At 31.5% G+C, this 18527-nt stretch carries 22 protein-coding genes; 3 read left to right on the forward strand and 19 right to left on the reverse strand.

Annotated features, from left to right (window positions below; all coding sequences use genetic code 11):
* Positions 1 to 37: 37 nt before the first annotated feature.
* From ASC44_RS08750 to ASC44_RS08825, 16 genes are all read right to left on the reverse strand, one after another.
* Entirely contained in the window at positions 38 to 574 is a 537-nt protein-coding gene (locus tag ASC44_RS08750; protein ID WP_152973301.1) for a hypothetical protein, read from the reverse strand.
* A 165-nt stretch (positions 575 to 739) separates the two neighbouring features.
* Entirely contained in the window at positions 740 to 1600 is an 861-nt protein-coding gene (gene atpG / locus ASC44_RS08755) for an ATP synthase F1 subunit gamma (protein ID WP_055447222.1), read from the reverse strand.
* A 101-nt stretch (positions 1601 to 1701) separates the two neighbouring features.
* Positions 1702 to 3282: a F0F1 ATP synthase subunit alpha gene (atpA, locus tag ASC44_RS08760; protein WP_055447223.1), complete on the reverse strand. Its 1581-nt coding sequence runs from the start codon at positions 3280 to 3282 to the stop codon at positions 1702 to 1704.
* 29 nt (positions 3283 to 3311) lie between these two features.
* Positions 3312 to 3842 (reverse strand): ATP synthase F1 subunit delta, encoded by a 531-nt coding sequence (gene atpH, locus ASC44_RS08765; RefSeq protein WP_055447224.1) that lies wholly within the window; start codon positions 3840 to 3842, stop codon positions 3312 to 3314.
* 7 nt (positions 3843 to 3849) lie between these two features.
* Positions 3850 to 4341 carry a F0F1 ATP synthase subunit B gene (locus ASC44_RS08770; protein ID WP_055447225.1) on the reverse strand — a complete coding sequence of 164 codons (492 nt, stop codon included), beginning with the start codon at positions 4339 to 4341 and terminating at the stop codon, positions 3850 to 3852.
* Between the two features lie 87 nt (positions 4342 to 4428).
* Positions 4429 to 4629 (reverse strand): ATP synthase F0 subunit C, encoded by a 201-nt coding sequence (gene atpE / locus ASC44_RS08775; protein ID WP_193787264.1) that lies wholly within the window; start codon positions 4627 to 4629, stop codon positions 4429 to 4431.
* A gap of 41 nt (positions 4630 to 4670) precedes the next feature.
* The gene (gene atpB, locus ASC44_RS08780) at positions 4671 to 5756 is read right to left on the reverse strand and encodes a F0F1 ATP synthase subunit A (protein WP_055447227.1); all 1086 of its coding nucleotides are present in this window, start codon (positions 5754 to 5756) and stop codon (positions 4671 to 4673) included.
* A 131-nt stretch (positions 5757 to 5887) separates the two neighbouring features.
* Positions 5888 to 6271, reverse strand: a complete 384-nt coding sequence (locus ASC44_RS08785) for a DUF6168 family protein (protein WP_055447228.1) — start codon at positions 6269 to 6271, stop codon at positions 5888 to 5890.
* Complete coding sequence (locus ASC44_RS08790) at positions 6261 to 6485, reverse strand: AtpZ/AtpI family protein (protein ID WP_275044206.1); 225 nt, start codon at positions 6483 to 6485, stop codon at positions 6261 to 6263. The genes ASC44_RS08785 and ASC44_RS08790 overlap by 11 nt, the downstream gene beginning before the upstream one ends.
* Positions 6457 to 6858 carry a bactofilin family protein gene (locus tag ASC44_RS08795; RefSeq protein ID WP_055447230.1) on the reverse strand — a complete coding sequence of 134 codons (402 nt, stop codon included), beginning with the start codon at positions 6856 to 6858 and terminating at the stop codon, positions 6457 to 6459. Before ASC44_RS08795 ends, ASC44_RS08790 begins: the two co-directional genes overlap by 29 nt.
* Positions 6859 to 6885: 27 nt before the next feature.
* Positions 6886 to 9435, reverse strand: a complete 2550-nt coding sequence (porW, locus tag ASC44_RS08800) for a type IX secretion system periplasmic lipoprotein PorW/SprE (protein ID WP_152973302.1) — start codon at positions 9433 to 9435, stop codon at positions 6886 to 6888.
* 127 nt (positions 9436 to 9562) lie between these two features.
* Entirely contained in the window at positions 9563 to 10270 is a 708-nt protein-coding gene (locus tag ASC44_RS08805; RefSeq protein ID WP_055447232.1) for an ABC transporter ATP-binding protein, read from the reverse strand.
* Between the two features lie 24 nt (positions 10271 to 10294).
* Positions 10295 to 11767 carry a DUF5687 family protein gene (locus tag ASC44_RS08810; protein ID WP_055447233.1) on the reverse strand — a complete coding sequence of 491 codons (1473 nt, stop codon included), beginning with the start codon at positions 11765 to 11767 and terminating at the stop codon, positions 10295 to 10297.
* Between the two features lie 47 nt (positions 11768 to 11814).
* A complete protein-coding gene (locus tag ASC44_RS08815) occupies positions 11815 to 12504 on the reverse strand; it encodes a hypothetical protein (protein WP_055447234.1) in 690 nt (229 codons plus the stop codon).
* Between the two features lie 5 nt (positions 12505 to 12509).
* The gene (locus tag ASC44_RS08820) at positions 12510 to 13145 is read right to left on the reverse strand and encodes a hypothetical protein (RefSeq protein ID WP_055447235.1); all 636 of its coding nucleotides are present in this window, start codon (positions 13143 to 13145) and stop codon (positions 12510 to 12512) included.
* A complete protein-coding gene (locus ASC44_RS08825; RefSeq protein WP_055447236.1) occupies positions 13145 to 13483 on the reverse strand; it encodes a PadR family transcriptional regulator in 339 nt (112 codons plus the stop codon). Before ASC44_RS08825 ends, ASC44_RS08820 begins: the two co-directional genes overlap by 1 nt.
* Positions 13484 to 13591: 108 nt before the next feature.
* Here ASC44_RS08825 and ASC44_RS08830 point away from each other — a divergent pair, with 108 nt between their 5' ends.
* Positions 13592 to 14647, forward strand: coding sequence for a ferredoxin--NADP reductase (locus tag ASC44_RS08830; RefSeq protein ID WP_055447237.1), 1056 nt, complete (start codon positions 13592 to 13594; stop codon positions 14645 to 14647).
* Positions 14648 to 14862: 215 nt separating this feature from the next.
* On the opposite strand, the gene ASC44_RS08835 is transcribed toward ASC44_RS08830, so the two are convergent.
* Together ASC44_RS08835 and ASC44_RS08840 are read right to left on the reverse strand one after the other, a co-directional pair.
* Complete coding sequence (locus ASC44_RS08835) at positions 14863 to 15879, reverse strand: glycosyltransferase family 9 protein (protein ID WP_083476269.1); 1017 nt, start codon at positions 15877 to 15879, stop codon at positions 14863 to 14865.
* 114 nt (positions 15880 to 15993) lie between these two features.
* On the reverse strand, positions 15994 to 16599 hold the full coding sequence (locus ASC44_RS08840; RefSeq protein WP_055447239.1) for a DUF4254 domain-containing protein: 606 nt from the start codon (positions 16597 to 16599) through the stop codon (positions 15994 to 15996).
* Between the two features lie 74 nt (positions 16600 to 16673).
* On the opposite strand from ASC44_RS08840, the gene upp reads away from it, so the two are divergent.
* Entirely contained in the window at positions 16674 to 17333 is a 660-nt protein-coding gene (upp, locus tag ASC44_RS08845) for a uracil phosphoribosyltransferase (RefSeq protein WP_055447240.1), read from the forward strand.
* Here the strand turns inward: upp and ASC44_RS08850 are convergent.
* Positions 17322 to 18245, reverse strand: coding sequence for a DUF6427 family protein (locus ASC44_RS08850; protein WP_055447241.1), 924 nt, complete (start codon positions 18243 to 18245; stop codon positions 17322 to 17324). The two genes, upp and ASC44_RS08850, sit on opposite strands and share 12 nt — an antisense overlap.
* Before the next feature lie 41 nt (positions 18246 to 18286).
* Between ASC44_RS08850 and ASC44_RS08855 the strand changes: the two genes are divergently transcribed.
* Positions 18287 to 18514 (forward strand): DUF6341 family protein, encoded by a 228-nt coding sequence (locus ASC44_RS08855; RefSeq protein WP_055447242.1) that lies wholly within the window; start codon positions 18287 to 18289, stop codon positions 18512 to 18514.
* Positions 18515 to 18527: the final 13 nt, after the last annotated feature.

Raw genomic sequence — 18527 nt, forward strand, 5'->3', positions numbered from 1 at the left:
TACGGCAAATAATAAAGACATACAATGCTTAATTCTATTAGTGACGTGGAGGAGCGCTTGGATATTCTAATTGCGGCTTCTCTTGCACATTTTTTACTAACAAATACTTAGTTGTATTGTTCTCGATATAGCTTAATACACATTCATTCTCCTTTAGCTGAAAAGGAAAATTTTGTTCTTCAGGTGGAAGATTACCATATTCGTCATTTTTATTATTACTCATAATAATATCGTCCTTCTGGTTTGCAGAAGTTTTAAAACTCGCTATATAACTTATTTTACTAAGTTCGACTTTGGTTTGAAGACCTCTAAAATAAACACTATCTAACATGACATTGTTCTTATTGCTTTCCAAAGTAATATACATATGAATTCCTGAACCTCCTCCACGTACTCCAGCCATCCAACTTTGAATATAAACAGTGTCTAAAATAAAAGATGCACTGTCTTCTAATTCTAAACTTTCTGGGTTTTTATTAAGATCACTTGTGTTTCTTGAGCTAGAGCATTGCGTAAAACTTGTAAGCATTATAACAGATAGTGTTAATACAGCAAATATTTTATATCGTTTCATAGTCCTAATAAATTAATTATAAATATAGTAAAACAATTTTCATTCCATTATGGTTAAAATTAACCCATAAATGTTTTAAGCCTTATATTAAAAAGAAAAACCTTGTTCATGAAGAACAAGGTTTTAAGTATTGTAGATTCTGTTTAACACACAGAATAAGTAATATTAGTTATTTAAAGCTTCTGCTCCACCAACAATCTCTAAGATTTCATTGGTAATAGATGCTTGACGTGCTTTATTATATGTTAATTTTAACTGATCTCTAAGCTCAGTTGCATTATCTGTTGCTTTGTGCATTGCTGTCATACGTGCACCATGTTCACTTGCAAAACTATCTCTAATACCTTTGTATAATTGTGTTTTTAACGACTTAGGTATAAGCGCTTCAACAATTTCCAATTTAGACGGTTCGAAGATATAATCTGCTTTAGCAACTGCTGCTCCTTCTATTGGAACAATAGGTAAAAACTGCTCAGTCATTATAATTTGAGTTGCAGCATTTTTAAACTTGTTATAAACGATTTCGATTTTATCAAACTCACCAGAAACAAATTTATCCATTAACATTTCTGCAATAATTGCCACGTTATCGAAAGTTAAATCATCGTATAGTTCACTGTGATTTGAAATAACATTACCTGTTTTAGCGAAAGCATCGTTAGATTTCTTTCCAATTGCAATTACAGAGACATTTTTACCTGAATGTACATTATCAATTAAATTTTTAGTTTGTTTGATAATATTCGAGTTAAAAGCTCCTGCCAAACCTCTGTTTGAAGAAATTGAAACAATAAGTACGTTCTTTACTTCTCTTTGATCAGAATACTGACTTCCAGTATCTGCATCAAGAGTAGCACTTAAACTTTGTAAAAGCTCTGTTAACTTATCTGCATAAGGTCGCATTGCTGTAATAGCATCTTGAGCCTTCTTTAACTTAGCAGCAGATACCATTTTCATGGCACTAGTAATCTGCATCGTTGAAGATACTGAAGATATTCTATTACGTATTTCTTTTAAATTAGCCATTCTTTATATTATAAAGACTCTTCGACAAGCTCCGAGTGACATTAGTTTTATAATAATAATTTAGAGTTGCAAGTTACCTTACAACTCTAAATTAAAACTTTTTATGATCTATATTTAGCTGATAGGTCTTTACATACAGTTATAAGTGTATCTGTAACCTCGTCAGTTAATTTTCCTGCTTTTAATGTATCTAAAACACCTCTGTGCTTAGCATTTAAGAATTCAAGGTAATCTCTTTCAAATTCTTTAATTTTATTTACAGGAACGTCTTTTAATAAGTTTTTAGATCCAGCATAAATAATTGCTACTTGATCTTCTACAGTAAATGGATCGTTTTGACCTTGCTTTAAGATCTCTACGTTACGTTTACCTTTATTAATTACATTTAAAGTTACCGCATCTAAATCTGAACCAAACTTAGCGAAAGCTTCTAACTCACGGTATTGTGCTTGATCTAATTTTAAAGTACCAGATACTTTTTTCATTGACTTAATCTGAGCGTTACCACCAACACGAGATACAGAAATACCTACGTTAATTGCCGGACGAACACCAGAGTTAAATAAATCTCCATCTAAGAAAATTTGTCCATCTGTAATTGAAATTACATTTGTTGGAATATATGCCGAAACATCTCCTGCTTGTGTTTCAATAATTGGTAAAGCTGTAAGAGAACCACCACCTTTAACGATTGGCTTAAGCGAATCTGGTAAATCGTTCATTTCTTTAGCAATAGCATCATTATTAATGATTTTTGCAGAACGTTCTAATAATCTTGAGTGTAAGTAAAATACATCTCCAGGATACGCTTCACGTCCCGGTGGACGTCTTAATAATAAAGATACTTCACGGTATGCAACTGCTTGTTTAGATAAATCATCAAAAACAATTAAAGCTGGTCTACCAGTATCTCTAAAGTACTCTCCAATAGAAGCTCCTGTAAAAGGTGCATAAACTTGCATTGCAGCAGGATCTGATGCATTTGCAGCTACTATTGTTGTGTATGCTAAAGCTCCTTTTTCTTCTAAAGTTTTAGCAATAAGCGCTACTGTTGCGGCCTTTTGACCTACAGCAACATATATACAATATACAGGCTCACCTGCATCGTAAAATTCTTTTTGATTTAAGATAGCATCAATACAAACTGCAGTTTTACCTGTTTGTCTGTCACCAATTACTAGCTCACGTTGTCCTCTACCAACTGGAATCATTGCATCAATAGCTTTAATTCCTGTTTGTAATGGCTCTGTTACTGGCTCTCTGTAAATAACACCAGGAGCTTTACGCTCTAGAGGCATCTCGTAAGTTGTTCCAGTAATAGGTCCTTTTCCATCGATAGGGTTTCCTAAAGTATCTACAACACGCCCAACAATACCTTCACCTACTTTAATAGATGCAATACGTTCTGTACGTTTTACTGTAGATCCTTCTCTAACTCCTACTGATGTTCCTAAAAGTACAATACCAACATTATCTTCTTCAAGATTAAGTACAATACCTTCTAATCCACCATCAAATTCTACTAATTCTCCATATTGAGCGTTAGCTAATCCGTATGCACGTACGATACCATCACCTACAGTTAATACTGTTCCAACTTCGTCTAAAGAAGCGCTAGCTTCAAATCCTGCAAGTTGTTGTTTTAAGATTGCTGATACTTCAGCTGGTTTTACTTCTGCCATCTTATTATATATTTAGATATAAAAATACCTTAGTTTAATGTAAATTCTCTTCTTAATTTATTTAGTTGATTTGTAATACTTGCATCGTACTGTAAATCTCCTACTCTTAATATGAAACCTCCTAAGATCGTTTCATCTATAACATTTTCAACAGCTACTTCTTTTCCAGTAAGTTCTTTAACTTTAGCTAAAACTTTTACTCTTAAATCGTCTGTTAATGGTAATGCTGTTGTTACTGTTGCAACTTCAGTTCCATTTAATTGATCGAATAAAACAGTGTATTGCTTCGCTACTTCTGCAAGTATTGAAATTCTTTTATTCGTAATTAATGTATCTATTGCATTTACTGATAAAGGATTGATGCCTTTAAAAATTTCCAGTAAAGCAGATTTTTTAATTGTATCGTTAACTACAGGACTCTCAAGCACATCGCTTAAGTCTTTGCTTTGCGCGACAGTATTTACAATTAGCTTCATATCATTATTAACAACATCCGTTGTTTTTTGATCTTGTGCTAAACTTAAAACTGCTTTTGCATAACGTAATGCTGCTCTTCCCATCTATTTATTAGTTAAGTTTTGCTTCGCCTAATAAAGACTCTACTAATGCTAGTTGCTTGTCTTTGTTAGTTAATTCTTGACGTACTACTTTTTCTGCTATATCTACAGATAATCCAGCTACATGATTTTTTAATTCTGCCATTGCAGATTTCTTTTCGCTTTCGATAGCAGCTTGCGCTTGAGCAATCATTTTGTTTGCTTGCGTTTGCGCTTCTTCTTTAGCGTCGTCAATCATTTTGTTTTTAATCTCACGAGCATCCTTTAACATAGCTTCGCGCTCTGCACGTGCTTCTTTTAAAAGGTTTTCGTTATCTGCTTGTAAATTTTGCATTTCAATCTTTGCATTCTCAGCAGACTTTAATGCATTATTAATAGACTCTTCACGACTTTTAACGGCTCCCAAAATTGGTTTCCAAGCAAACTTTTTCATTAAGAAAAAGAATACTACAAAGATTATAGTTGTCCAAAAAATTAAACTTTCTGGTGCAGTAAAGTTCATATCTATATTATTTTTTAAATTAATTCTTTAATTTTAAAATAGTTCCAGAACCAACCGTTCTGGAACTATTTAATTTCTTCTCAAAAATTATTTTGCAATTAATGCAACTACAACTGCGAAAAGTGCAACACCTTCAATAAGTGCAGCAGCAATAATCATTGCAGTTTGAATTTTTGACGCAGCTTCTGGCTGACGAGCAATTGCTTCCATTGCAGATCCACCAATTTTTCCGATACCTAGTCCTGCTCCAATAACAGCAAGTCCAGCACCAATTCCAGCTAATACCATAGTAATAAAATTTATTTAGTTAATAATTAAAAAACTCATATTTAATGATGGTCGTGCTCTGCTACAGCTTGACCAATATATAATGCTGATAATAACGTAAAAACATACGCTTGTAAAACAGCAACCAGCATCTCTAAAACACTCATAAACAAAACGAAAACACCTGAAACAGGAGAAATAAAAACACTTTTGAATATAAAAATAAGAGATACTAAACTTAATATAATAATATGACCGGCTGTTATGTTAGCAAACAAACGAATCATTAATGCGAAAGGCTTTGTTATTAGTCCTATAATTTCGATAGGAATCATAATAGGATATAACGCTTTTGGTACTGGCGGAGCGAAAACATGCTTCCAGTAATCTTTATTACCATTGAAAGAAGTAATTAAAAATGTAATTGCTGACAATACAAATGTAAAAAAGATATTTCCTGTTAAGTTAGAACTAAATGGAAAAAAAGGAATTAATCCAAATATATTATTAATCCAAATAAAGAAAAAGATTGTTAATAAATACGGCATAAATTTAGCGTACTTTTTTTCTCCTATATTAGGAATAGCGATATCATCTCTTACAAACAATACTAATGGCTCTAAGAAACCAGCTAATCCTTTTGGTGCTTTATCGTTTTTGCTATAAGATCTAGCTACCACATAAAACACAATAAATAATATTATTACAGAAAACAACATTGAGAATACCAATTTCGTAATTGAAAAATCTAAAGGTCTTGCTTCAAAATTAAAAGCACTTTTATCGTCTTCTGCTAAGTTCGCATAATCATCGGCATAATAAATAACCTCATTATGACGCACAAATTTCTGCCCGTTAGTTTCAACTATATGCTCTCCAGTATTATCGTGATGAAATTTTTCTGAAGAAAAAACAGTTAAACCATTATCTGTCCATAAAATTACCGGTAAGTAAAAAGAAATTGGGTGTCCATTCCAATCTGCAATATGAAATTCATGAGAATCACCAATGTGTCCATTAATTAATTCACTTGCATTAAATTCTTTATCATCACCATGTTGACCACCATCAAATGCTAAAGCAAAGAATGGAAGCATAGCTATAATAAGCGTTGCGATTAATTTGATAGGATTTTGTGCGATCGTCATACCTTTTATAATAAAAAATTATAGTTCTAAAAATTCCGTGCAAAGGTATGGTTTTTCTTTAGACTTTGTAACTATTCTTCTAAAAAAAAAATTAGAATGCAACTCGTTAATTGCTAAGGCTTAAATAGTAATTATTTATTAAGAACTTTAACAACATATACTGTTTCTAACAATAGAAAAAGAAAGTAGGGAACAAAGAATGCTAAAACATCGTTTAAAGCATCTATTTCTTTATTTTGAATTAATGGCAATAAAAAGACTAAAGCAGCCATCATTTTTACCAAACCACATGCCATAAAAGCAAAACCAGTTTGATCTGAAAATGTTTTATTTACAAAAAGCACAGCCATGTAAACTAATAAAGTTGCAATAAAATGAAATAGATACACACTCCATGTGCTATAAAATAGCGCCAAGTCACTAACTAATTTAGTAACTACAAAGTATTGAAGTGCAAATAATATTAATGAAAAGGGTATTAATATTGTTGAGAAGGTTATTAGTTTATTTTTCATTATTCATTGATGTCACTTTTTTTATAACTTGATACATTGAAAATAACACTCCTAATAAAGAAAATATAACTGTGTAGAGGCTATAATTATTTGGGAATTTAGAGTCAAGCCATATCCCAAAAAGAGTAAGCAACCCAATAGTAGCAATCATTTGAAACGCTATAGTGGTAAATTTTACGTAATTACTAAGCTGTTTTTTTGGTTTTTTGCTCACCTTTAATATCTTTTACTGTAGATTTCATAACGCACGATACGTTAAATGTTGCTCCAGGCTCTACGGCTAACTTTCCTGTTATCACTTCGCCTTCAATGTGCGCAGATGCTTTTAAAGTTAATGTTCCTGTAAGCTTTAATTTGCCCGTAAGTTTCCCTTCAAAATGCGCGTTACTGCTTTCTAAAGAGCCATGAATCTCTCCTGTTTTACCAACAACAACTTTTCCCGGTGTAATAACATCACCTTCTATTATACCATCTATTCTAATATCGCCTTCGCTTGAAAACGTACCAACTATTTTGGTGCCGTTGGCAATTAAATTTTGAATTGAAGAATTTTCGTTTTGTTTGCCTTTTTTATTCTCAGAGAACATTGCTATTAATTTTAAGGTTATGCAATACTATTGGTTAGTAGTATAAGCTTGTAAATTTTTATGAATTTGAAGCGTTCTGTAATTGTTAGTTGAAATTCCGAAAAACGGACGCTCTATTTTAGATTTTAATTCCGAAGGAAATAAACTTACAAACTCTTTTGCTGTTTCTATACTTCTTAACCCATGGACTACAACAAATGTTTGGTCTTTACTATAAACATCTACAGACGTAGACATGTTATTGTATTTTGCAGTAGCTATTGTTTCGTCTAAAGTCTTCTTAAAAGTTTCAATTTCTGTTTTTGCTGCGCTTGAAAACGTGTAAACCACTTTACATCTTGTTGCACTAATATCATCTTCAAATTTAGAACTCTCTAAACCTTTTATAGAGGTATCTAAAATGGCTTGCGCTTGAATCCCTTCTTGTGTATTGGCGTAATTTACAGCAACCTCATTAATCGCTTTCTTATAAGCTTCAAAGCCATGCAACCTTCCTTTTGCAAAAGCTTTTAGTAATTCGAATTTTGGAACTATTTCGTCACCTTCAAAAGCTCCAATATATTTTACACATTTTGTAATAACTGCCTCGAACTCTTGTGCCTCGAACAGACTATAAGTGTCTTCATAAATACTTTCCGGACTACTATCATCCTTAGCCAATGCAACTTCTGGATTACTTAATATTTTTGCGTAACGAGAGTCTGGATAATTAGAAATTATTTCATTTTTAAGAATATTCATTTCCGCAGTTCTACCTAAAGTTTCATACATTTTAAGCAAGTTATATTTTGCAGGCAAAATTAAACGTTCCTCTGGATTGTTATTTAACAAGTCTGTAAACTTAGATTTTGCTAAGTCGTACTCTTTAAATTTTTCCTTATATATTAACCCTAATTGGTAGTATGCAAAATTACGTTCTTTCGAAATGCTATCAATTGCTTTTTCTTCTGTAGGAATCTGCGCAATATAATAATCGACATCTAACGTTTGATCTTCTACATTATTTGCTATATCGGTATTAGAGCTTGTTACAATTTGAGTCGCTCTAGAGCCGTCTGACCATCTCCAATTGTCTTGATTCTCTCTTTCTCCCCAAATACGTTGAAACTCATTTTTACCATAAGCAACTGTCTGGTCGTTATAAAAATAAAATGCCGATGCTCCCGGAGGACCACCTTTTGGTTTAAACGCACTACTTTGAGTTTGACCTACGTTAGTTTGAGCTAATACTTTTTTCTGCTCCTCTATAGCCAAACGCTCTGCTTCCACTTCTCTCTCCTCTCTTAGTTTAGCCACATAATCTTCGAAGAATCGCTGCCTAGCAGAATCTCCCATTTTCACTAAACGCATAATACTGTCGTTTACCTCAGCTAAACCTTCATAATAAATAACATCGTCTAAATTTTCTCTTTTACGCTTGATTGTTCTAAATGGCTTACTATTTTCAACCATCTTTATCATCGTACTATCGTAATAAGCTCCTGCTACTTTGTAATTATTAACATCGAAACTCATATCTCCAAGAATCTCGTAGTTTCTTGCCATTAGAATATTATCTCGAGAATTTGTACGTATAGATTTGTTATAATAAGCGATTCCTATAGAATCTTGCTTCTGGTTTATATGATATTGTGCTACTTGGTGATAAATCTGATCTAAAAAAGGTCTATTTTCTCTATCTTCTTCAAGCTTTGTTAAATGCTCAATGAACTCTAGCTTATTTCCTTTTTCGTAATCGAAATTTTTAGCCTTTTCTACGTGAGCACTTATTAGATATTTACGAGGGATTTTTCGATTTAAATCGATTACTTTATCAAAAGCAATATTTGCACTATCTTTATCCTGTAACGCATTGTATAACTGACCTTGAATAAAGAAATACCTTCCTTCTTCGAAACGTTTTTTAGTAGACTCTGCAGCAATTACAATTTGTGTTAATGCACTATCTAAATATTTTGTATTTATATACGCTTGAGCCATTGTAGACGCCGCATCTGCCAAATCTTGCCCTTCTAATTCCTCTTGCTCTAAGAGCGTTTTTATGTTTTTAATTGCTAACTCATCATTCTCCAAGCGCATATTGGTTTTCTCTCTCCAAATTCGTGCTTGATTAATATTACTACTTGCTGGATATTTATATAGAATGTAATTGAAAGCTTCTAAGGCTGGCACAAAACGCTGATCGAAATAACGCGATTTCCCTAACAAAAGATAAGCTTCATCTATTTGGGGATTGTGTTCTTTACCTTGAATATTCATGCCATGTTTTTGTATGGCTTTTACGGCTTTCTCTTCTGCCGTAGTAAAGTTTTCGTTTTTAGATTGACCAGGCAATACAATTTCATCAAGAATTTGCATACGCTCTACTGGTAAAATATCCCAATAGTTATCTCTATAAGCTTCGTTTAAGGTTTCACGCCCTTTTTTTAAGGCTATAAAACCATTATATAATGTATTATATTCTGTAGTTACAGCATGGTAATTTCGACTAATAAAACTGTTGTTCTTACGCGAACAACCTGTAATAATCAAGGTAGAAAGAGCTATAAATAGTATGGATTTTTTTACTGTTTTCAACGGTATGGTATTTAGTCTAATTAAATAACTTTAAACTTACACGAATATTGTTAGCTATTAGATAAGCACGTAAAAATAAGCATCTTTTTTGAATTTACTAAATATTAGCAATAATCCAACAAGAAAATTAAACCTCAGCCACACCAGAAAAATGCGCTTCCAACTCTTTTAAGGTTTCTGGATTAGTAGCTAAATCTTTTACTATTTCACCTTTTTCTAAAACCACAATACGTTCGCAAACGTCTGTAACATGCATTAAATCGTGACTTGACACCAAAACAGTTACACCTTTTGTTTGTGCTAAATCTTTAATAATACCTTTTAATCTTATTTGTGTTGTTGGATCTAAATTAGCAAAAGGTTCGTCTAATATTATTACTTCTGGATTTCCAATAAGTGCTGCAACAATACCTGCTTTCTTTTGATTTCCTTTACTTAAATCTCTTAAATACTTCTTTTTATTTAAAATTTCGTCGTGGAAAAAGTCTTCAAACTGAGCTAAAAGCGCATCTACATCTTCCTTATTTTGCCCTCTAAGTTCACCAATAAAGTAAAAATATTCTTCGGCAGTTAGGTATCCAATTAAAAAGCTTTCATCTATAAAAGCCGAAGTAAATGGTTTCCAGTCTTCACTTTCATTAACTAAAACACCATTACTTTTAATAGCTCCAGTTGTAGGCTCAATAAGATCTAATAACAAACTAAAATAAGTTGTTTTACCTGCACCATTATTTCCTACTAAACCAAAGCTCTGGCCTTTTGGTATCTCTAAATTTTCTATATTTAAAACGGTTACTTCGTTGTATGTTTTTGTAAGGTTTGATGTTGTTATCATGATTTTAATACGTTTAACTGTTGGTTAATTTTTTTCTGAAAAAGCTGCGATGGTTTTATATTTTCCTTTTTTGTAGACATTTACAATAAAATTGAAAATATACTTTCTAAATACAATGCCTAAAACACCACTTAAAGCAATGGTAATAAGCCCTGCATTGAAACCAATAAGTTTGTATGGAATGTAGAATAAAATCATTGGTAAAAATATTTTAGGCAAACTTATTAGTAATTGAACAGGATTAAACCCATTAGTATTACTAAATGCTTTTGCCTTAACATTAAGCTCTATTGGTACTCTATTAAGTGCTCCTCCAAATAATGTAATAAAGGAATTTAAACCAACATTAAATATTGCTCCGGCAGCAATCATAGCATAAATGTCCCAACCAAAATAAATGTAAGGAGTTGCTAATATAAAAGAGATAATTACCGCAAAAACCATAAGGTACCATTTAGACTCTAAATACTGTTGGTATGGTATATTCTGGCTCATTAGCATTTTATAATATTCACTATCCCAAGAAGGAACCAATTGTCCAAATGAAATTAAAAATCCACCGGTTATAAACATAGATGCAAAAGCCAAAAGTGCAGGTATTTCTTTATAGGTTTCTTGTGTGAAGAAAAACAAACCGTAGAATAAGAACATAAAAGACATCATCATAACTTGTTTTGGCCTCGCATTTCTCCAAATTAGTTTAACATCGTTTTTTATAAAAGGTGCGACACTTCCAAAACGATTCATCCAAGACAAGTCTGTTGCATTTACTTGTTTTACCTTTTTAGAAACAGCATCGTCTAAATAAAATCCTTTTTTAATAAAATTAAATGTTGTTTTGTATAGCAACACTAAGATAGCTATTGGTAAAAGTGCAATGTATGGATTGTTGTATAAAAAATTAAAAGCATTACCAATTGGTTCTGAAACCTTAAAGATGTTGTAATATTCTAATCCTACAAATGCTACTAAAATGGTTAGGATACTATAAAAAACAGCATTGTTTTTATTTACTAAAAAATTAGTGAAATTTAAACATAATGTAATAGCTACAACCGAAACAAACCAGCCTAAAACATTTAGCACTGCATAACCGTGAAATAGTAAAACAATACTAAACGGAATAAAAATAAAAAGTGGTAAAATATTAAAGAATGAAATACTTGTTTTGCCTAACAAATAATGAATAACAGTACTCCTTTTTATAGGAATTACCATTAATGGCTTTACATTCATTACTGGTAATTGTTGCATGAAATAGCGAAAGAGTAAATCGAATAGGAACCAAAATATAAGAAACTTGTTAATGGTTTCTATTGGGTCTACTTCTGGTATTGCTTTTTTAGCAATAAAAAAGACACCTCCTCCAAATAGTAAGGCCATTCCTCCAAAATAAAGAACTACAAATGCCATTAATATTTTAATAGCAAGACCTTTTTGAAAATAAGAAGCGCGACGAAACTGCTTCCATTCTAGGCTTATAAAATTTTTAAACATAGTTTGTGGTTTGGTTTAATAGATAAGTATTAAAAGTATAGAAATTGTTACAAAGAAAATTCTGGATAAGTTTCATTTATTAGTTTTTCAGCTTTATTAGGAAGTAATTCTAGGCTTATATAATTTATTAAAACTAAAAAAGTGAATAAGAGTGCAAAAGCTAGTATAGCATACTTATTGTTTAAAGATGTATCGGATATACTGATTACATTAAACAGTTGCGAAAGAAATAATCCCGTTATTCCGCCAGCTTGTTTAAAAATCATATCTTCAAGCATCCACTTTTTGTTAGATTTTTCTTTTCTTCTTTTAAATATTCTATTTAATTGCCAACTTTTATATCCACACCAAATCGCTATAATAATATAAAATATAACAGAAAGGTATTCTACGTAAACTGTTGAAAACGTATAGTAGAAAAATAAAAATAGTGCTAATGTTATTACTATTTGCGGTACTGCAAACCACTTTTTAAGTTCAACCAACAAATAACGTCTATACCTTTTGCTCATGGCTTTTTGCTTTTGTTCAATAGGTTCCATAAAACCAAAAATGCCGAATTTTTTAAAGGCTTTTGTTTTTGCCTCTTCAAAGGATAATTGTGGTTGTTCCTGCCACATAGCTTCAATATCGTTTGCTAAATGGTCTACGAGCTCTGTTTGTAAATCGTAATGTTCTACAAAATGGTTTTTTGTGAAGGTGTAGAGGTGTTGTATTTGAGTTTCGTTTAATTTCATATTAATTATGCGAATACAATTTTATTGTAGTTTTCATAAGTCTCTTTAAGAAGCTTATTAAAAACAATTAGTCCAGATATGCCCATAATTAAAGCTATAAACCAATAGATATAGAATAAATTGCCATCAAAAGGTAAGTGATTTTTAATAGGAGTAAACATATATAAAAACAAACTTGGTAACGACATTATACTGCAAACTGTTTGATACGATTGAATTTTTTTTAATTTTGATTGCGCCCTAATTTGTTTATAAAGCGCAATTGCAAGTGGTGTAGTAATAGAACCTAAAAACAACCAAAGTGTAATTTTTTGAGCGTTTAACTCTTTTATATTAAACAACACAAGAATTATTAACGCAGTAAAAATTAGAAATCTCGGTTTATAAAAAAACAAAGCTACCTGCTTAATAATTTGTTTCTGATAGGCCCAATGAATTTTGCTCTGCCTTTCTTTAATAAAGGTTTTAATAAAATCACGATTTCTCATTAAAAAAGCGTGTAATTTTTCGTTTTGATTCTCTAATTCATATTTTGAAGCTAAGTGATCTATCAATTCTAAACGAACATCTATAAACTTAACTTTATGACGCATTAAAAATTCGTCAATCTTCTTTATATCTTCTTGGCTTAATTCTACCATTATTCTAAATTAAACTTAGGATTTACCAATGCCTGCATTGTTGCAATGTAATTAGCAAGTTCATTTAACTTATTACTAGTTTCTTTTGTACCACTTTCTGTAATTTTATAATATTTGCGTAAACGATTATCTACTTTTTTAACCTCAACATCTAGTAAACCTTCTGCTTCAAGCTTGTGCAAAGCAGGATACAACGCACCTTCAGTTATTTTTAATTCACCTTTAGTTAACTCCTTTACTTTTTGCGTAATCTCATAACCATACATTTTATCGCTTTCGTTTAAAAGCTTTAAAATAATAGTGGTCAAACTACCTTTATATAATTTAGAATTACTCATAATTCAAATATACATAATATTCTTATGCATAATAATCTTAGGTATTATTTTTTTCATAATTGATTTTAATTGGTTTCAAGCTTCACTATTTTTACAAAAAATAAACAGATGTCACATTTTCATAAATTATCAATAAAAAACATTACACGCCAAACAGAGCAATGTGTAACATTAAGTTTTAATATTCCAGAAGATTTAAAACAGGAGTTTAACTTTACTGCTGGGCAATACATTACGCTAAAATCTACTATAGATGGAAAAGAAGTACGTAGAGATTACTCTTTATGCTCGTCTCCAAAAAGCGGAGACATTACTGTAGCTGTTAAGGAAGTTGAAAATGGAACGTTCTCGAAATATGCAAATAACAACTTAAAAGTAGGAGATGTTTTAGAAGTTGCTGCACCACAAGGTCGTTTTACTTTTACTCCAGACAGTTCTAAAACAAGAACAGTAGCTGCCTTTGCTGCGGGTAGTGGTATTACGCCTGTATTAAGTATTGCTAAAGCTATTTTAGAAGAAGAACCAAACAGCACATTTGTATTGGTTTATGGTAACAAAACTGCCAAGGACACTATCTTTTTTGATGATATACTAAAACTACATCACGAATACAAAGAACGTTTTGATATTAAATTTGTGTTCAGCCAATCTCAAGAGCCTGATGCCTTATTTGGACGTATAGAAAAAAGCACGGTTAATCTTATAGTAAAAAACAAATACAAACATACAACTATAGATGCCTTCTACCTTTGTGGACCAGAAGCCATGATACATACTGTAAAAGATGTATTAACAGAAAATAACATCTCTAAAGACCGTGTGTTTTTCGAGCTTTTTAAAGTTGCAAAAACTGAACAGGCAATTGAAAACGCTGTAAACACAGGAGAAACTGAAATAAAAGTAATTGTAGACGATGAAGAAGCAACCTTTGTAATGTCTCAATCTAAAACTATCTTAGAAGCCGCTTTAGATAAAGACTTAGACGCACCTTACTCTTGCCAAGGCGGTATTTGTAGTAGCTGTATTGCTAGAGTTACAGAAGGTCAAGCAACCATGAGACAAAATAATATATTAACAGATAATGAAGTGGCCGAAGGCTTAATTTTAACCTGTCAAGCACATCCTACTAGCTCTAAAATTGTAGTAGATTATGATGATGTTTAATACAAAAACGTTATTAACTGTATTTTATCCGATTTAATCGTTATTTCATCGAAATACCGAATAATAAAATTATTATACTACAATTATCCCGATTAACTGCATAGATTTGCTTTCAGGTTGTAACGCTTAAAATTTGTTAGTTTAAGGGATAAAACAGTAGATATTTTTAATACGTTATAAAACCGATAAGTCTCACTTTTTAAGTGAGGCTTTTTTTATAGTAAAGATTCTATTTTTCTTATTACAGTTTCTGGAGCAATTGTTCTTGATGCTTCTTTATAATTTTCAGGAAATTTGTTACCATAAATTGAGGTAGGAATTAATGGAAACTGACTCCTATTAGCCTGTAAACAATATTCTTTTGGTTGATTAAATGGCGCGAACCCAGCAAATGGATGTGTAACATTCCAAATTGTAACCACCCTTTTTCCCAACATTGCTGCAATATGCGCATTTCCTGAATCCATACAGAGCATAACATCTAGATTAGAAATAACATTTAACTCTTGGTTTAGAGATAGTTTTCCTGCTAGATTAATAACATTCTCATATTTATTTTGGAGCGTATTTAATATTTTAATCTCTTTATTACCGCCTCCAAATAATATTATTTTATGTGTTTTGGATAATTCTGCTATAACACGTTCCAACAAATCTAAAGGATACATTTTAGATTGGTATTGCGCAAAAGGAGCTATACCAATCCAATTTTTATTGTCTTTCCCTAAGTATTCCTGTGTACTCAAGTCTAATTTAGCTTGTTCTGGAAAGTTAGGATTACTAAGACTAATATTATAACCTAAACTTCTAAAAACATCAGCATAACGCTCGTGTGTTGTTTTAAGTTGTTCAAAATTTCGGCCTTCTACTAATGCTTTCTTTTCATCTCTTCCTTTATCAATTTGCTTAAAAGTCTTTCCGAAGAAAAAAAACTTTAGAACCTTTGTTCTTAAAACATTATGCAAATCTGCAACTTGATCTATACCTAAACTTTTTAATTCTTTCGATAGCTTATAGAGACCAAAAAACCCTTTATGCTTTCCTTTTAAATCTGGTGAGCATACTGTAACATTCTCTAAATCTCTAAAAAAAGGCTTAAAAAACTCTCGTGTTAAAACAGTAAGCTTAATATTAGGATGCTGCTGCGTAAAAGCACGCAAAACAGGCACGGACATTGCAACATCACCCATTGCAGAGAGTCTAATTACTAGAATGTGTTTTCGTTTTGACATTACCTTTTTTTCTTTTAGGTTAAACTCTTTCCGTTTAATAATATAAAAATTAAAATGCTCCTTTCCTTAAATTTAAGGAAAGGAGCATTTTATAGCGTAAATGAAAATAAAAAATTACTTCTGTCCTCTTAATACAGGATTAAGCTCATCGTCATTGTACATTTTCATTTGCTTGTATACCTTCATATATTTATCACCTTTACTAATATCTTCAAGTAAAGTATCTATTGCTGTAGACAAATCTACACGCTGTTCTAATAAAATATCAAACTTTACTTGACAAGCAGCTCTGTGCGCTTCTGTTGCATCTGCTCTTGTAGCTTCTTCTTCCATGTGGTATACTTTAAGCGCGAGAATAGAAAGTCTATCGACTCCCCAAGCTGGACTTTCAGTGTTTATAGTTGCTGCTTCTTTAGAAGACACATCGTTATATTTTTCTAAAAAGTAGCTATCAATATACTCTACCATGTCTGTTCTATCTTGGTTAGAGGCATCAATTTTACGCTTCAAAGTTAACGCTGCCACTGGATCTATTTGTGGGTCGCGAATAATATCTTCATAATGCCATTGTACAGTATCTATCCAACACTTTCTGTATAATAAATGTTCTAATAAATCTGATTTTTCATATTTATTAGTAAACGGTTGGTCTACTGTATTAATTTTATGATATGTTGCTATTACATCTTGAAAAATAGCATTGGCTTTAGTTGAAAACATATTGATTTATTTTTAAGACTGTAAAATTACGGATAAATATTTAACTTTACCATTCAATACTTAGATTCACTACAATGCATATTCATAACTTATCTGAAGAAAATTCAATTTTAAATACTTTTGTTTCTGAATTACGAGACGTCAACATTCAAAAAGATAGTATGCGATTTAGGCGAAACATAGAACGTATAGGCGAAATTTTAAGCTATGAGATAAGTAAGTCTTTTAATTATAAAGCTACAAAAATCACGACTCCTTTAGCCGAAACTGAAGTACAAGTCATCGACAACGATGTGGTATTGTGTTCTATTTTAAGAGCAGGCGTACCTTTGCATAATGGATTACTAAATTATTTTGATAAAGCCGAAAACGCCTTTATTTCTGCTTATAGACACCATTTGCAAAATCCAGAAACCTTCGAAATTATAGTAGAATATCTTGCTTGTCCAAGCTTAGAAGGTAAAACACTAATTCTTGCAGATCCTATGATAGCAACAGGACAATCTTTACTTGCTACTTTTGAAGCCTTGAAACCATTTGGTACTCCAAAAGAAATACATTTAGCCGCGGTAATTGGAGCACAAGAAGGTATAGATTTTGTTGCTAAAAACTTTCCAGAAAACACCCATTTATGGATAGCAACTATAGATAAAAAACTTAACGACAAAGGTTATATTGTACCTGGATTAGGTGACGCTGGCGATTTAGCATACGGCGAAAAACTACAACACTAATAATACTAAAGGAATCGCTAATAATAAAACAACAAAGATTGTTTTAAACCATTTCTCTTCTATGGTTTCAATATAATTTGAAATTATAATTGCCAAAGGAGCGAATAAAAACAAGAACTCACTACCATCTTTTTTTGGAGCGATGATAACTAATAGTGTCGAAATTATAAAAGCTACAAAAACAACTTTATAAGCTGGTCTGTAGGTTTTCATTTTCTTTTTAATATCCTTTAAATAAAAAATTGAAGCCCATAAACCAAAAGATAACAACATAGTAATAGCTACAATAAATTGCACAGAATTATAGGCATTAAAATTAAACCCAACCGCTAGATTAATATTTAATAAAGAAATAAAGTCGTCGTTTATTACTATAGAAAGACCAATAGACATCATAACTATTGCAAGTAATCCAAGAGTTGGTGCAATCCATTTCTTTATTTCGGACTCGGCATATAATAAAAGTGCAATAAAAATTAAAATGAAAAATAGGAGCGCCCAAAAATAAAACAAACTTGCTAGCCCTATTAAAAAACCTGCATCAAACAACTTTTTTATATGCTCATTCTGGGTTCTTAAACTAATAATTCTCCTTAGCGCTAGAAGCACTAAAAAGTTAGATAAAATAATTTTCCAATCTAGATAAACCTGTGGAATGGTTATTAAAAACAGGCTAAACAGTAATAGTTCGGCATTACCTTTTTGAGATAATGAATTTTTAGCAACTATAAAATCTACCAACAAAACAGACAAGAAGCAACATAGAAAAACAGCTGATAATTTGATAGTTGAGAACATAGTAAACGTAAAATCTCCATACTTATTTACAGCCACAAGTAGTGCCAATAAGGACAGCGAAAAGACAATTAAAAAATTAATTGGTTTAGATTTACTAAAAACATTTGTAATCATTATCTGTTTTTGTATTTTTGTCTTTTAAATATACTACTCTTATGAAAGATTTATTTTACGCTATACAAGACTTTTTTGTTAATGTTGCATTTGCTCCTTTAGACGGACTTAGAGCACTAGAGCTAGAAAACTGGTTTCTTGCAAACGGTATTAACTGGTTCTTTATGATTATATGTGCAGTAGCAATGGTTTACTGGATGTTACAACTAAAGAAATTTGACAGCAACAACGAAGAAGATAAAAGTATCTCTTCGCATTCATTTTTATAGAAACTAATTTATT

It is taken from the genome of Lacinutrix mariniflava (genome assembly GCF_001418015.1).
GTDB lineage: Bacteria > Bacteroidota > Bacteroidia > Flavobacteriales > Flavobacteriaceae > Lacinutrix > Lacinutrix mariniflava.